Below are 14,465 nucleotides of genomic sequence, written 5' to 3'. Positions count from 1 at the left end.
GTGGATTTTTGAACTACCCCTTTAAGGATGTTATCATTATGACTGATGTGGTGATGGTGATCGTGATGAGTAAAGAACAAGAGCAAGAGAGGGCCAATGGCGTGATGGAGGTTAAGAAATATCGCACACCAGACGGAATTCCGGCGGATATCGTGATGTTTACTTTGACCCGTCAGGAGAGAAAGGCCTCGACCAAATCTTTGCCAAGGTTTGATCTGAAGGTAATGCTGATTCGCAGAAGAAGCTGGCCGTTTGCCGGTGCCTGGGCACTGCCGGGGGGATTTTGTCAGGAAGACGAATCTCTGTATGAGACAGCGAGAAGAGAACTGAAGGAAGAGACCGGAGTTGATGGCCATCATCTGGAATATCTCGGCGTATACAGTAAGCCGGGCCGTGATCCGCGTGGATGGATCATTTCGCATGCATTCTTCGCATTGGTTGAGGAATGGGTGATCGAGAAGCGGCAAGCTGCAGATGATGCTCAAGAAGTGGGCTTGTTTCCGGTGCGCGAAGCGCTTGATGAGCTACAGCTTGCTTTTGATCACCGCGAAATATTACAGGATGCATATTTAAGAATACAGCAGCAAATGCTGCATACGACGATCGCCAAGCAGTTCCTTCCTCCGCATTTTACGTTAGGAGAACTGTATCAGGTGATTCAGACGGTAGTACCTGATTTTGCTGAGCTCAATTTTATTCGTAAAATTACCTCCACCCGGAGCAGGCAGGGCATTTTAGAAGAGGTTCGGGATGAGAACGATAAGCCGATGCTGTCCAACCAGTATTCACAGCGCCCGGCTCAGCTGTACCGATTTACAGATTTTACACCGCAGTTATCTATATACACTTAACGTGAGTGTTCAAAAAGACCGGGCGGACTTTTTGAACAACCTCTTAGGCTAATTTATAATAGGGCAGAGGGGAATCACCTGCTGCCTTTTTTGTCATCAGGATAGAGAGGACGAGGACCATGTACTGTACAGATATGGCGTTACATACGGATAAGTATCAAATCAATATGATCTATGCACACTGGCTGAATGGTACCCATCTGAAGCAAACTGTATTCGAAGCCTACTTCCGCAAGCTGCCATTCGGCAATGGATATGCGGTATTTGCCGGGCTGGAACGGATTGTGAACTATATATCCAATTTAAGTTTTACAGAAGAGGACCTTAGCTATTTAGCAACGCAGGAAGAGAACTATCAGCCAGAATTCCTGGATTTGCTGCGCCATTTCCGCTTTAGCGGTGATGTTCACTCTTTTAAAGAAGGGGCATTATGCTTTCCTAATGAGCCGCTAATCCGTGTGGAAGGTACGATTATGGAAACTCAGCTGGTGGAGACGGCTCTACTCAATTTCATGAACTTCCAGACGTTGATCGCGACGAAGGCATCCCGCATTAAGCGGGTGGCCGAGAACGATATATTAATGGAGTTCGGGACCCGGCGTGCCCAGGAAGCGGATGCGGCGATTTGGGGGCTCGGGCTACTTATATCTCCGGATTTGATGCCACGTCGAACCTGCTGGCCGGTAAAGTATTCGATATCCCGACCAAAGGGACGCATGCCCATTCCTGGGTACAGATTTTCGATTCCGAGGAAGAGGCATTTGACATTTACGCAAGAGCACTGCCGAATCAAGTATCATTATTGGTTGATACGTTCGATACATTGGAGAGCGGTGTGCCGAATGCAATTAAGATAGGGCATAAGCTCGAGGAGAGTGGCAAACGCCTCGGCAGCATCCGCATTGATAGCGGAGACCTTGCTTATCTGTCTATTAAAGCCCGCAGAATGCTGGACGATGCAGGTCTTCCATATGTTAAAATCGTAGCCTCCAATGATTTAGATGAGAATACGATCTTTAACTTGAAGGCTCAAGGGGCTAAAATCGACTCTTGGGGAGTTGGAACGCAGCTGATAACGGCAGCTGATCAGCCTGCGCTAGGCGGGGTGTATAAGCTGGTGGAGCGCGAGCATAACGGTGTGATGGAGCCAACGATTAAGATCTCTGGTAACCCGGAGAAGGTCACTTCTCCTGGCAAGAAGGATGTGTTGCGCATCGTTAGCAAAGAGAGCTCCAGATGCATCGCCGACTATGTCTGCTTCCCGCATGAATTACAAGCTAGGACGGGAGGCAATCTGCGCTTATTCGATCCCGTGCATCCATATATTAAGAAGTCGGTGAAGAACTACGAGGCAATTCCGATGCTTCAGCCTATTTTTGAGCAGGGGAAACTGGTCTATGACTTACCGTCGCTGGAGGAGATTCGTTCCTATCATAAGGAGCAGCTGGATATGTTCTGGCCGGAATATTTGCGTAAATTAAATCCTGAGTTCTATCGCGTCAGATTAAGTCAGGAGGCATGGGAGCTGCGGCAGCGGATGATCGAGGAGCGGCTTCATGAGGGAATAGAGGAATAATCTGATTTATAAGGTAAATATAAAAGGCTGTCTATAGGCGTTATTTTCGCTTACGGCAGCCTTTTTTGACGTGTACGTATAATTATTTCTCGGGAAAGCGCAAAAATCGATTTTTTTAAAGACAAGCTGCTACGAAATTCGACAATACTTAAATTTTGTGACAATCCAAGTAAAACAGTCAAAATGAGATTGTCCATATGACATTTGTTACATTCGTCACACTGCTTCTGTGATAGATTGAAAAATTAAGTAGGGTCTATTTTATATGATATTAATTACTGATTAACGTCGTTATGATCTCGCATTTGCGAAGAAGGGAGCTATGACGTGGCACAGTTACCAAAAAAGAATAAGCTTGGATTCTTTGAGATTCGTCTGGAATCCATTGGGGGATTAGGCGCCAATTTGGCTGGTAAAATGCTGGCGGAGGCTGGCGTAGAAGGAGCAGGCTTCAACGGAGTCAGCTTCTCGTCATATGGTTCGGAGAAGAAGGGATCGCCGGTTAAGGCACATATTCGCTTCTGTGATCTGGATACTCCGATCCGAGACACTTCACCGGTAGAGCGTCCGCATATAGTCGGAATATTCCAAGAGGCGCTTGCCAAGACCGTAAATGTGATTAGCGGTATTTATGAAGATAGCACCGTGCTCGTAAATTCAACGAAAACACCGGAAGAACTAAAAGAGAAAATGAAATTAATCGGTGGAACGATCGCAGTTGTTGATGCTACGGGCATCGCACTCGAAGAGAAGAACCGCGTAAATATGGCAATGCTTGGAGCCATGTTCAGACTTTGTCCGTTTCTCGATCCACAGACGATGAAGGATGTCATCCGCAAGTCGCTGGAGAAGAAGTATCCTCAGACGGTTGCCCCAGCTTTGGCTACTTTTGAGCGCGGGTATCAGGAAGTAACGTTTGAGACTTTCGATCTTCCGGAAGGGGCAAGTATGCCGGAATTTGTACGGATGGACACGCCTGTGCTTGGATATGAGACGCAGCCTATTGGGGGTATTATTTCAAATCCGGGCAATAGTATTTTGAAAGATTTGAGCATCTCCCGTTCAGGAATGATGCCGCATTTCGAGGCTGCTTCCTGTATTCATTGCGCCCAATGCGACAATGTGTGTCCTGATAATTGCTTCGTCTGGGAAGAGCTTCCGGATAAAAAAGGAAGACCACAGATGTTCCTCAAGGGCATCGATTATCAATATTGCAAAGGTTGCTTGAAATGTATTCATGCTTGTCCAACGGACGCGCTCTCCAAAGCCCGCGAAGAAGACGGTTATGCAGAAGAACATCGCGTTCCACATTTATTCGATCTGGCCATTCAATAAATCTGAAATAGAAAGGCGGTAACATTGATGGCAATCAATTTGGAGAAGGAACAGAGATTAGCCAAGGTGGAAGAACGAATCGTATATGAGTCCGGCAATGAAATGGCAGCGTATGCCGCCCATCAGATTAATTATCATATCATGGGGTATTTCCCAATCTCTCCATCGACGGAAGTGGCTCAATTTCTGGATTTAATGAAGGCGAATGGTCAGCATGATATCAAGCTGATTCCATCTGATGGTGAACATAGCTCGGCGGGGATCTGTTACGGAGCTTCTACGGCAGGTGGCCGTGTCTTTAATGCTACGAGTGCGAACGGCTATATGTATATGCTGGAGCAAATGAACGTGCAATCTGGTACCCGCTTCCCGATGGTCATGAACCTGGTCTGTCGTTCAATATCTGGCCCACTTGATATCCATGGCGACCATTCAGATTTGTACTTTGCTTTGAATACAGGCTGGCCGATTCTGATGTGTCGCGATCCGCAGGCTGTCTACGATATGAATATTTTGGCGCTCAAGCTAGCTGAAGATCCAGAGGTCAGATTGCCTGTTCTGGTTGCTTCGGACGGCTATTTCACGTCTCACCAGAAGCGTCGTGTTCGTACGTTCGCGCATAGTGAGGATGTACTGAAGTTTGTAGGAGAGCGTCCACCAGCAGGCTTCCCAGACACGTTGGACCGCAATCATCCGATTACGGTTGGACCATATATGAATGAACCGGATTATATCAATAATAAATATCAGCAGTCTGAAGCGATGTATAATGCCGAGAAAGTATTTGAGAGAATCTCTGAAGAATATGCAGAGCTTACTGGCCGCGAATATCAAATGCTGGATATGTACCGGATGGAGGATGCTGAGGTAGCTGTATTCCTGATGAACTCAGCTTCCGAGATTATTAAAGACGTCGTTGACGAGTTGCGCGCGCAAGGCATCAAGGCGGGATCAATTGCTCCGAATATGATCCGTCCGTTCCCGCAGAAACAAATTGCAGAGGCGCTCAAAAATGTTAAAGCGATCACTGTTGGTGACCGCGCCGATTCCTTTGGTGCGCATGGCGGTAACATGGTTAACGAGATCAAGGCGGCTTTGTTCACTTACGGCAATCACTCAACGAAAGTGATCAGTCGTATTTTCGGCCTTGGTGGCAAGGAGTTCTATGCTGAGGACGGACATAAACTGTTCGAACTGGCGATTGAAGCGGCAGAGAAGAATAAGGTAGAGGTACCTTTTGATTACTACGGACATACTCCTGGGGATAAGAGCAAGGAACCTCAGCGTGTACTGAAGCCAATGAAATTTGAGGACCTTAAGACTGGCCTAATTCAAGTGAAAATGAATGAAGAGACCGGCAAACTCGGAGTTCGGATTCCTCCACTGCGTGCACTGACGAAGAAGCCGAAGCGAATTGCTCCAGGACATGGTGCTTGTCCGGGATGCGGTATTTTCTCCGGACTGGAATTGTTCTTCAAGGGGATTGAGGGCGACATCGTCGCGTTATTCCATACAGGCTGTGCGATGGTTGTTACGACGGGTTACCCTTATTCGTCGCATAAGGCAACTTACATCCACAATCTGTTCCAGAACGGAGCAGCGACGCTTTCCGGCGTAGTTGAGATGTTCTGGGAGCGCAAGCGTAGAGGCGAACTGGATGAATTAGGACTGCAAGATGACTTCACCTTCGTTATGGTTACGGGCGACGGCGGGATGGACATTGGCATGGGACCTTCGATCGGTGCTGCTTTGCGCGGACATCGTATGATCATTGTCGAATATGACAATGAAGGCTACATGAATACAGGTGCTCAGCTCTCCTATTCTACGCCGCTAGGTCATCGTACTTCGACTTCGAATATCGGCTCGGTACAGAAGGGTAAGGTATTCCATCATAAAGATACGGCGCAAATTATGGCGGCAACGAATATTCCTTATGTATTTACCGGTAGTGAAGCGTATCCGCAGGATTTGGTGAAGAAGGCAGCCAAAGCACAGTGGTATGCACAAAATGAAGGACTCGTCTATGGCAAGATTCTGATCGCGTGCCCATTGAACTGGATATCCCCAGATGATGAAGGCACGAACATCGTAGATGCAGCGGTAAACTCCTGCTTCTTCCCGTTGTATGAGGTCGAGCATGGACAGACAACGATTACTTACGATCCTGATGATAAGAATAAGCGGGTTCCGCTCTCGGATTGGCTTAAGACGATGGGCAAGACACGGCATCTGCTCAAACCAGAAAATGCCGAAGCGTTGGCTGGATTCGAACAGGAAGTGGATCGTCGCTGGCAGATTCTTAAGGCGAAGCACGAGAATCCTCTTCTGTAATATCGGGAATTATTCCATAACAAAATGAAGTAAAGCATGGAGCTGGAGATTGAAATATGCCACATGAGCTGGTATATTTCAGTCTTCAGCTTTAATTGTTGTAATATAGTAATTGATGGTTATACTGATGAATTAACTTTTCCAAATGATTGATTTAAGGAGGAGAGTAGGATGGAGCAAGCATATAGAGCTTTTCGGGTTAATCAGGATGAACAAGGCTTCCGAACGGGAATTGAGATGCTGCAGATAGCGAACCTTCCTGAAGGGGACGTCACAGTACGAGTTCACTATTCAAGCGTCAATTATAAGGATGGGCTAGCTAGCATTCCAGAAGGTAAAATTGTACGAAGCTATCCGATCACCCCAGGAATTGATCTGGCAGGTGAAGTGTTAGAGTCGAGCGACAGTCGTTATCAGCCTGGCGATCTCGTGTTGTGCACCGGATACGGACTTGGTGTAAGTCAGGACGGAGGACTGGCGGATGTTGCTCGTGTCCCGAGTGATTGGCTTGTAAGGGTACCGGAGGGGCTAACATCTCTAGAGACGATGGCTATTGGTACAGCTGGATTCACGGCTGCATTATCGGTCGATCGATTAATCGCAAACGGGCTCACACCTGATTCTGGCCCGGTTGTAGTCCTAGGAGCTACAGGTGGCGTTGGCAGCATGGCTGTATCGATTCTTGGCAAGCTTGGTTACCATGTGATCGCAGTAACAGGGAAGGTGCATGCACATGAGAAATTGCGCGTGCTTGGCGCCGTTGAGGTCATTGACCGTGAGGAGGCTATGGCCTGCGGGAAAGGGCCGCTGTTTAAGGAGCTATGGGCCGCTGTCGTTGATCCTGTAGGTGGTGCGGTGACGGGCGAAGTATTGAAAAAGATTAAATATGGTGGATCGGTTGCTATTTCCGGACTAACCGGAGGTACTAAGATTGACACTACGGTATTTCCGTTCATTCTGCGCGGGGTGAATCTGCTAGGAATCGATTCGGTTTTATGCCCGATGCCACTGCGTTCAAACCTGTGGCAGCGACTCGCTGGTGATTGGAAGCCAGTGACGGCTCTTGCTGAAGGAGTCACAGAATTTCCACTGGAACGGGTATCAGAGGCGCTGTCGACTGTTCTCGCTGGCCAAGCGGTTGGGCGACAGGTTATTAATCTTATGAAGTAAGAACATCAAAGCGTAAGAATTCTAGCGCAGATTAAGGTATTGAAGGAACAGATCAGGTGGTTAGAATCCACTTGGTCTGTTTTTTATATAGAGTGTGTTGACGCTGGTTGGTAGATTACGCGTCGTGATATTATATATAATTGTCGTATACTTTGACTTAAAAATAACGTTTCATTGTGGTAACTTAGTAATCAGATGTCAGGAAATTATATATCCTTGGGAGGCAGAACAAATGACAATTCGTATAGGTAAGGCCAGTTTCTGGCATGTTCACGCTTGGGATTACACGCGTCAGGCCCAGGAGCACCCGGACACAGAAATCGTAGCGGTCTGGGATGAAAATGAGGAGCGCGGCCGGGAAGCGGCTGAACAATTAGGGGTTCCCTATTATGCGAAGTTCGATGAGATGCTGGCTAACCCGGAAATCGATGCAATTATAGTAGATGCTCCAACAGATAGACATGAAGAGGTTATAATCGCTGCTGCAAACGCTGGCAAGCATATCTTTTCAGAGAAAGTGTTAGCCCCAACTGTTCAGGAAGCTGAGGAAATCCTAAAAGTGATTGAGCGCAGCGGCGTGAAGCTAACCGTCTCGCTTCCTCGCTTGAATGACGGTTATACGCTAACTATTCAGGATATATTGGAGAAAGACTTGTTAGGTCAGATCACTTATGTACGTGTTCGCCTATCTCATAATGGCGCTCTCGCAGGCTGGTTGCCGGAGCATTTCTATAATTTACAGCAATGCGCTGGTGGCGCATTAATCGATTTGGGTTGTCACCCTATGTATTTAACGCGGCTGTTCTTGAATCAGGAGATTACGGGAGTAAGCGCGAACTTCGGCTATATTACAGGCAAGGAAGTTGAGGATAACGCAGTCGTTAGTCTGTACACAGCATCAGGAGCGATTGGTGTCGTTGAAGCCGGTTTTGTAAATAGTCATTCTCCATTCTCCATAGAAGTTCACGGAACAGAAGGAACTCTGCTGTATGGAACGCCAGACGAGACGCTGCGGATAAGATCTAACCGTGAAAATCTTGGTGAAGCGTGGCATGAGAGATCTACTGGAAGCAAACGCGAGAGTGCATTTGAGCAGTGGGTGCAGCATATTCAGAAGGATACCCGGGCTGATGAGAATATCCGCATAGCTCTTGAACTGACCAGATTAATGGAAGCGGCTAATCGCTCGGCCAAGGAAGGCCGTGTTATACGCCCTGCACAACTAGGCGAGTAGGATATGGAGTCCAGGCTTGTGAATTCGTTTCCGTATGAAGTCATGTTCGAGAAGAAGGACATGATGGAGAGATTAGAGATTATCGTTTCCTGGGGACATTATGAAATTCGTGTTCTTCGTTTTCATTTAACGTCGTTTGATGCCGGGCGATTTATCGATTTTCACAATCACTCCGAGTTTGAATTTCATTTCATCCCTAGAGGCAAAGGCGCAGTTATTCTAGAGGATACCCCTTTCACCTTGACTGAGGGCATGTTTTATTTAACGGGGCCCGGTGTGATGCATTATCAGGAGGCTTCGCCCGAAGTGGCGATGGATGAACTATGTCTGCATGTTGATATAGTCCCTAGATTTAAGAGTGAAGTGGATCCATGGGAGGCGGCTGAAGCGGAGGAGTGCATCGAGAAGCTGCGCCATTTACCGCTTAAGCCGACACAGGATACCCATGATGCGATGCACTGCTTCCTTGAGGCCTATGAAGCGGCGGATAGGAAGTATCGGGGCTTCTATACATCGATCAAGCAGTCTGTCATCAGCATACTGCTTAGGGCAGCCCGGGCTTGGGACACGGGCGACACCGGTGCAGAGGCGCCGATCCGTGATATGCTTGAGCATCGCTACCATTACGCTGTTCAATATATTGAAGCGAACTATACGAACAATTTGACACTAGACAATGTAGCCGAGAAGCTGAATATTAGCGCCAGGCAATTACAAAGGGTGTTCAGGAGTATGGATGAGCATCGTCCATTTAGTAAAATAGTCGAGGACATTAGGCTGCAGGCTGTCTGCCGTAAACTGGAGGAGAGCAGCATGCCAATTGAGCAGGTAGCTCAGACCGAGGGATTCTCGAATGCGACCTATTTGCATTCCGTATTCCGTAGACGATTCGATATGACACCTGCTGCTTATCGCAAGTTGAAGCAAACTATTAACTAAGAATAGGGTGAGTATATATGAGTAAAGTATATCGAATTGGAATCGTAGGTTGTGGCGGTATTGCCAATGGCAAGCATATGCCAAGCTTGAGCAAGTTGGATAATGTGAATATGGTCGCGTTCTGTGACATTATTCCTGAACGAGCGGAGGAGGCAGCGGCTAAATATGGCGCTCCTGATGCGAAGGTTTATGCAGACTATAAAGAGATGCTTGCTAAAGAGCAGCTAGACATTGTTCATGTTCTGACGCCAAATGACGCTCATGCTGAGATTTCCATCGCAGCTTTGGAGAGTGGTCATCATGTGATGTGCGAGAAGCCGATGGCGAAGACAGCTGCCGATGCAAGAAGAATGGTTGAAGCAGCGAAGCGCAGCGGAAAGAAGCTGACGGTTGGCTACAACAACCGCTTCCGGGCAGACAGCTGGTATATGAAGAAGCTGTGTGAGGAAGGGGAGCTTGGGGATATTTATTTTGCCAAGGCACACGCGATTCGCAGAAGAGCAGTACCAACATGGGGTGTATTCCTTGACGAAGAGAAGCAAGGTGGAGGTCCGCTCATCGATATCGGTACTCATGCGCTCGATTTGACACTGTGGATGATGGATAATTATAAGCCGAAGGTGGTTCTGGGCACGAAGTATCATGAGCTAGCCAAGCGCGAGAATGCGGCAAATGCTTGGGGACCATGGGACCCTGAGAAATTTACTGTTGAGGATTCGGCATTTGGCATGATCGTTATGGAGAACGGTGCTACCGTGATGCTTGAATCCAGCTGGGCGCTCAACTCGCTTGAGGTAGACGAGGCAAAATGTAGCCTCAGCGGTACAGAAGCCGGTGCGGATATGAAGGGCGGACTGCGTATTAACGGCGAGAAATTCAGTCGTCTGTATACGAATGAGATTGAGCTTGGCTCCGGCGGGGTAGCTTTCTATGATGGCACAGCTGAGAATGCCTCTGACGTTGAGATGAGAATGTGGCTTGAAGCAATCGATCAAGATATTGAGCCGGTAGTTACGCCGGAGCAAGCTTGTGTCGTCTCGGAAATTCTGGAGGCGATCTACGAATCGGCACGTACTGGTAAGGCCGTGTATATGAACTAGAATAAGGAACAAATGAAAATGATAGAAGGAGCGCATCGCTGATGAAGCGGTGCGTTCTTTTTTTAATTACGTGATATACATTGGAACCTAGCGGCAATGGGTAGAAGGATAGAATGGGACAGTCTATATCTGATAGAGTGCGTGGTTCGCTAACGAAACTGGGAAGCGTTATATTGGTCATAATAAGGATTGTTGTAATTTAACGAAACACCATATCGTTATTTGGGTAGAAAGTGAGTAGTTTACGCTTTTTTATATCAAATAGCGATATCCAGTTTCGTTAGATAAATTTCGAGTCTATTTTCAGCACAATAGCGTTACTGTGTTTCCTTAGAACAGCGTTAACATAAACCTACATAATAAGCAGATGCATATAGGAAAATATGGTACAATATTGAAAATCCATTGAAGTGACAACGAATATTATGACGAAAGGGGAATATTGAAGATGAATATATCTGTATCGATTTTGGGGATTTTAATTATCGTATTCTATATTTTGATCGCGATATTAGGTGTTTATTGCTTCATCTTGTTCATTAAGCTGGCGCATCGTGGAATCAAGGCTTTAGACATTTATATTGCCGAGAAGAACAGAAGAAATCTCTAGCTTAGGAAGGTAGGGGCATGAGGGAGATAAGGGCTTCTCTTATTTGAAGTAAGTGTAGGTGAACGTATTGATAGATTTGAAAACATATAATGATTTGACTGAAGTGAAGTCATTGCTGGCTGAATGTATGTGGCCTAATGAAGAACGGATATCCCGTGAGCTGGATAAGTATTTAACGGATGACAGCAGGGGACTTTATGGTGAAATTATTCATAATCAGCTAGCCGGATTAATAGGTATAGTTCCATACTCCGATGATGTGGTGGAACTTAAGCATATTGCAATTAAACCCCAATATCGGTGGCACCGTTTAGGTGCAAATCTAATCCATGAATATATGCAAAGCTATCATCCAGCTAAAATGATCGCTGAGACGGATCAGGATGCAGTAGGGTTTTACAGTAAGGTTGGGTTCGAGATCCATAGCTTGGGAGAACAGTACCCTGGTGTTGAACGATTCCAATGTATTTTATCCAAGGATCAAGAGTTGATACTAAAAGGCATTAGAATATAAAGGTGTTTTGAAAGTGTTCGTTTCTAAGAGAAGGGGCGTTAATGATGAAATCTCCTGGTGGTTCGACGTTTCCCTATTATTATAAAGGGGGAGAGATTCACTGTCTCAAATATGGAAACAAATATAAGGATGAGCAGGCATTGCTGCAATTAATGCGGAGAGAAGAGGAGTTTATCGTTCAGGTAAACAGGCGATTGAAAATATGGGTTGATTTTGACAAAACCTCATTTACTCCAAGTGTTTGTAACGCATTTATTCAGAATATCGCAAATCTAAGTAATCATATCGATAAATTATCTGTGGTTGGATTGTCGGGTTTTCATCGTTGGAGGCTGAAGAGGGGAATCAGGAAAGCAAAGCTCAGAATGAACATTACATTCTATATGGATCCTGAGGAGGCCAAAACGTGGTTAGTTTCTGAAAGGGTCATGTAATGACAGATAATCAATCGATATCAATCTAGATTATAAGCAAGGGGCGATCATGTGCTCTATCATATTAGTGAAGAAAGTAATATAGAAGTATTTGTTCCCAGAAAAGCAGAGGCTTGGCCGGATTTGCCACCGGTCGTATGGGCAATGAATGATAAACATTTAATAAATTATCTTTTCCCTAGAGAATGTCCACGCATTATATTTTCAAATTCTCCAGAGGTTTGTGAGGCCGACCGAGAGAGGTTCTTCTTACAAACTGCGGCAAATACGATCATTGCTGTGGAAAGCGGCTGGTTGGAGCGCATAAAGCAGGCACAAATATATAAGTACTACTTTGCGGATGATAGCTTCGAATTGATGGATGAAATAGCTGGATACTATGTTTCTACAGAGACTGTACGGCCGCTCCGTATCGAACCTATTAAAAACTTGATATCTCAGCTTCTATCATACGATATTGAATTGCGGTTTACTCCTAATCTTCATCCTTTGAAGAATGCCATACTTTCATCTACAATTACTGATTATTCTATGATTCGTATGCGGAATGCTTGTCCAGATACGAACAAAGGAGATTAGAAATGATATACAGAGAAGATTACATCACAGTCCGCGCCATTACTGAGGCGGACCAACAGCTTCTTGCTGACTGGCTTTCTAATCCCGAATTGCTGCAATATTATGAAGGACGCGACCGGCCGCATGATCTGGAGAGGGTTAGAGAGCATTTCTATCAAGAGGATGGCGTGACGCGATGCATTGTTGAATGTGAAGGTCAAGCGATCGGCTATATTCAATTCTATCCGCTAGACAGGGATTCCAGTCAAGAATACGGATATACCGATGCAGATGGAATCATCTACGGTACAGATCAATTTATTGGCGACCCGGCTTATTGGAATAGGGGCATCGGTAAGAAGCTGGTCAGCTCCATGAGGGATTACTTAATTCATCAGCGCAAAGCGGATAAAGTGGTCATGGATCCTCAAGCCTGGAATGCCAGAGCACTCGCTTGTTATGAACAGTGCGGATTCATCAAGAAAAGGCTCCTCAAGGAGCATGAAATGCATGAAGGGCAATTCAGAGATTGTTGGTTGATTGAATGTACGGCGGAACTTTAGAAGATGGCAATGGCAGATCAATTAACTATGACAGCCCTAAACTAACAGGTTAGTATTGTTTATTTATTCCTCTTCATACTCACATAACACACGTTCTAAATGTTCTCTGTTTACATGAGTAAGTCTTTGTTGGCGCCAGTGGTGCTTATTAAATCGACAAATAAATGAAAGGGATTCTATAAAAAGGTACTTAACATAATATGGTACCTGTAGTTAGGACACTTGAAAAGGAGTGTTTTATCTACAGGTATTTTTTTGTATACTTGAAATTCAAACAAGAAGGAAAGTTAATCTATTTTTGGAGGTCATATCGTATGAACGTATTAGTTATTGTTTCTCATCCAAGTATTGAAGAATCAGTGGTGAATCGAACGTGGGTGGAGGAACTTAAAAAATATCCGAATATCACAGTTCACGAACTTTATAAACAATATCCTGATGAACTAATTGATATAGAAATGGAACATAAACTATGTGAAAAACATGACAGAATCGTATTGCAGTTCCCGTTATATTGGTATAGTTCTCCTTCGCTTCTTAAAAAATGGCAAGACAAGGTTCTTACTTATGGCTGGGCTTACGGCTCTGATGGAAATAAACTAAACAATAAGGAGCTTATTCTTGCAATATCTACTGGGAGTGCCGAAGAAAAATACCGTGCGGGGGGTTTAAACAATTACTCTATGAGTGAATTATTAAAGCCGTTTCAGGCAACAAGTAATTTAATTGGAACGAAATTTTTACCTGCTTATATCTTTCATGGATCTTATCAAGCAAATGAGAATGAAGTCAAAAGAAGTGCAGAAGAATATGTTAAATATATTCTCAATGAAAATATTTACTAAGGTGTAGAGGTAGCCTATTATTTGGGGAATGAGTCAATTGCACACAGGTTTTCTATTAATATTGCCATTATATTTTCTTGCTCTCGCTGTCATTATGACGCGTTGTATTCTGTTTAAACTCTAGAAGAATAATCATTGACAATAAAAAGAAAGTATATATATTAAATTAAATCAATTAATGATTTTCTATATTAATATACAAACACAACGATTTGGAGTAGTAAAAGTTCATTATTCGGCCAAGAGAGCTACGGGTTGGTGTGACGTAGTCCAATAATACTTTGAACTCGCCCAGGAGTGGTAATTCAGAAAGAATATAGAAATATTCTCTATGTTTTAACGTCTAACCTTCGTTATCAGGTTTTAAGCAGGGTTCTATTTTAAGAACTAATAAGAGTGGTA

Annotated in this window: 13 protein-coding genes, 1 pseudogene and 1 other annotated feature (1 of these 15 cut by a window edge); all 14 genes and pseudogenes read left to right on the top strand. The window is 45.0% G+C overall.

Features of this window, described 5'->3' with window-relative positions; genetic code table 11:
- Positions 1-65: 65 nt before the first annotated feature.
- Positions 66-851 carry an NUDIX domain-containing protein gene (locus tag RE628_RS16620; RefSeq protein WP_375143121.1) on the top strand — a complete coding sequence of 262 codons (786 nt, stop codon included), beginning with the start codon at positions 66-68 and terminating at the stop codon, positions 849-851.
- Between the two features lie 119 nt (positions 852-970).
- Positions 971-2,427 (top strand): annotated as a pseudogene (locus tag RE628_RS16615) (nicotinate phosphoribosyltransferase).
- A gap of 327 nt (positions 2,428-2,754) precedes the next feature.
- Positions 2,755-3,762 (top strand): 2-oxoacid:acceptor oxidoreductase family protein, encoded by a 1,008-nt coding sequence (locus RE628_RS16610; RefSeq protein ID WP_309154121.1) that lies wholly within the window; start codon positions 2,755-2,757, stop codon positions 3,760-3,762.
- A 27-nt stretch (positions 3,763-3,789) separates the two neighbouring features.
- Positions 3,790-6,096 carry a thiamine pyrophosphate-dependent enzyme gene (locus RE628_RS16605; protein WP_309154120.1) on the top strand — a complete coding sequence of 769 codons (2,307 nt, stop codon included), beginning with the start codon at positions 3,790-3,792 and terminating at the stop codon, positions 6,094-6,096.
- A gap of 171 nt (positions 6,097-6,267) precedes the next feature.
- The gene (locus RE628_RS16600) at positions 6,268-7,266 is read left to right on the top strand and encodes an acrylyl-CoA reductase family protein (protein ID WP_309154119.1); all 999 of its coding nucleotides are present in this window, start codon (positions 6,268-6,270) and stop codon (positions 7,264-7,266) included.
- A 232-nt stretch (positions 7,267-7,498) separates the two neighbouring features.
- Positions 7,499-8,500 (top strand): Gfo/Idh/MocA family protein, encoded by a 1,002-nt coding sequence (locus tag RE628_RS16595; RefSeq protein ID WP_309154118.1) that lies wholly within the window; start codon positions 7,499-7,501, stop codon positions 8,498-8,500.
- Between the two features lie 3 nt (positions 8,501-8,503).
- Complete coding sequence (locus tag RE628_RS16590; protein WP_309154117.1) at positions 8,504-9,439, top strand: AraC family transcriptional regulator; 936 nt, start codon at positions 8,504-8,506, stop codon at positions 9,437-9,439.
- Between the two features lie 17 nt (positions 9,440-9,456).
- Entirely contained in the window at positions 9,457-10,539 is a 1,083-nt protein-coding gene (locus RE628_RS16585) for a Gfo/Idh/MocA family protein (RefSeq protein WP_309154116.1), read from the top strand.
- 448 nt (positions 10,540-10,987) lie between these two features.
- Positions 10,988-11,149, top strand: a complete 162-nt coding sequence (locus RE628_RS16580) for a hypothetical protein (RefSeq protein WP_309154115.1) — start codon at positions 10,988-10,990, stop codon at positions 11,147-11,149.
- Between the two features lie 76 nt (positions 11,150-11,225).
- On the top strand, positions 11,226-11,663 hold the full coding sequence (locus tag RE628_RS16575; RefSeq protein ID WP_309154114.1) for a GNAT family N-acetyltransferase: 438 nt from the start codon (positions 11,226-11,228) through the stop codon (positions 11,661-11,663).
- 41 nt (positions 11,664-11,704) lie between these two features.
- Positions 11,705-12,097: a hypothetical protein gene (locus RE628_RS16570; protein ID WP_309154113.1), complete on the top strand. Its 393-nt coding sequence runs from the start codon at positions 11,705-11,707 to the stop codon at positions 12,095-12,097.
- Between the two features lie 51 nt (positions 12,098-12,148).
- The gene (locus RE628_RS16565) at positions 12,149-12,676 is read left to right on the top strand and encodes a DUF6886 family protein (protein WP_309154112.1); all 528 of its coding nucleotides are present in this window, start codon (positions 12,149-12,151) and stop codon (positions 12,674-12,676) included.
- 2 nt (positions 12,677-12,678) lie between these two features.
- A complete protein-coding gene (locus tag RE628_RS16560) occupies positions 12,679-13,218 on the top strand; it encodes a GNAT family N-acetyltransferase (RefSeq protein ID WP_309154111.1) in 540 nt (179 codons plus the stop codon).
- Positions 13,219-13,532: 314 nt separating this feature from the next.
- Positions 13,533-14,063: an NAD(P)H-dependent oxidoreductase gene (locus tag RE628_RS16555; protein WP_309154110.1), complete on the top strand. Its 531-nt coding sequence runs from the start codon at positions 13,533-13,535 to the stop codon at positions 14,061-14,063.
- Positions 14,064-14,261: 198 nt separating this feature from the next.
- Positions 14,262-14,465: a binding site (T-box leader), on the top strand (it continues 31 nt past the right edge of the window).

It is taken from the genome of Paenibacillus sp. D2_2 (assembly GCF_031199965.1).
Classification (GTDB): Bacteria; Bacillota; Bacilli; order Paenibacillales; family Paenibacillaceae; genus Fontibacillus.
This window is presented reverse-complemented; position numbering and strand designations above follow the sequence as displayed.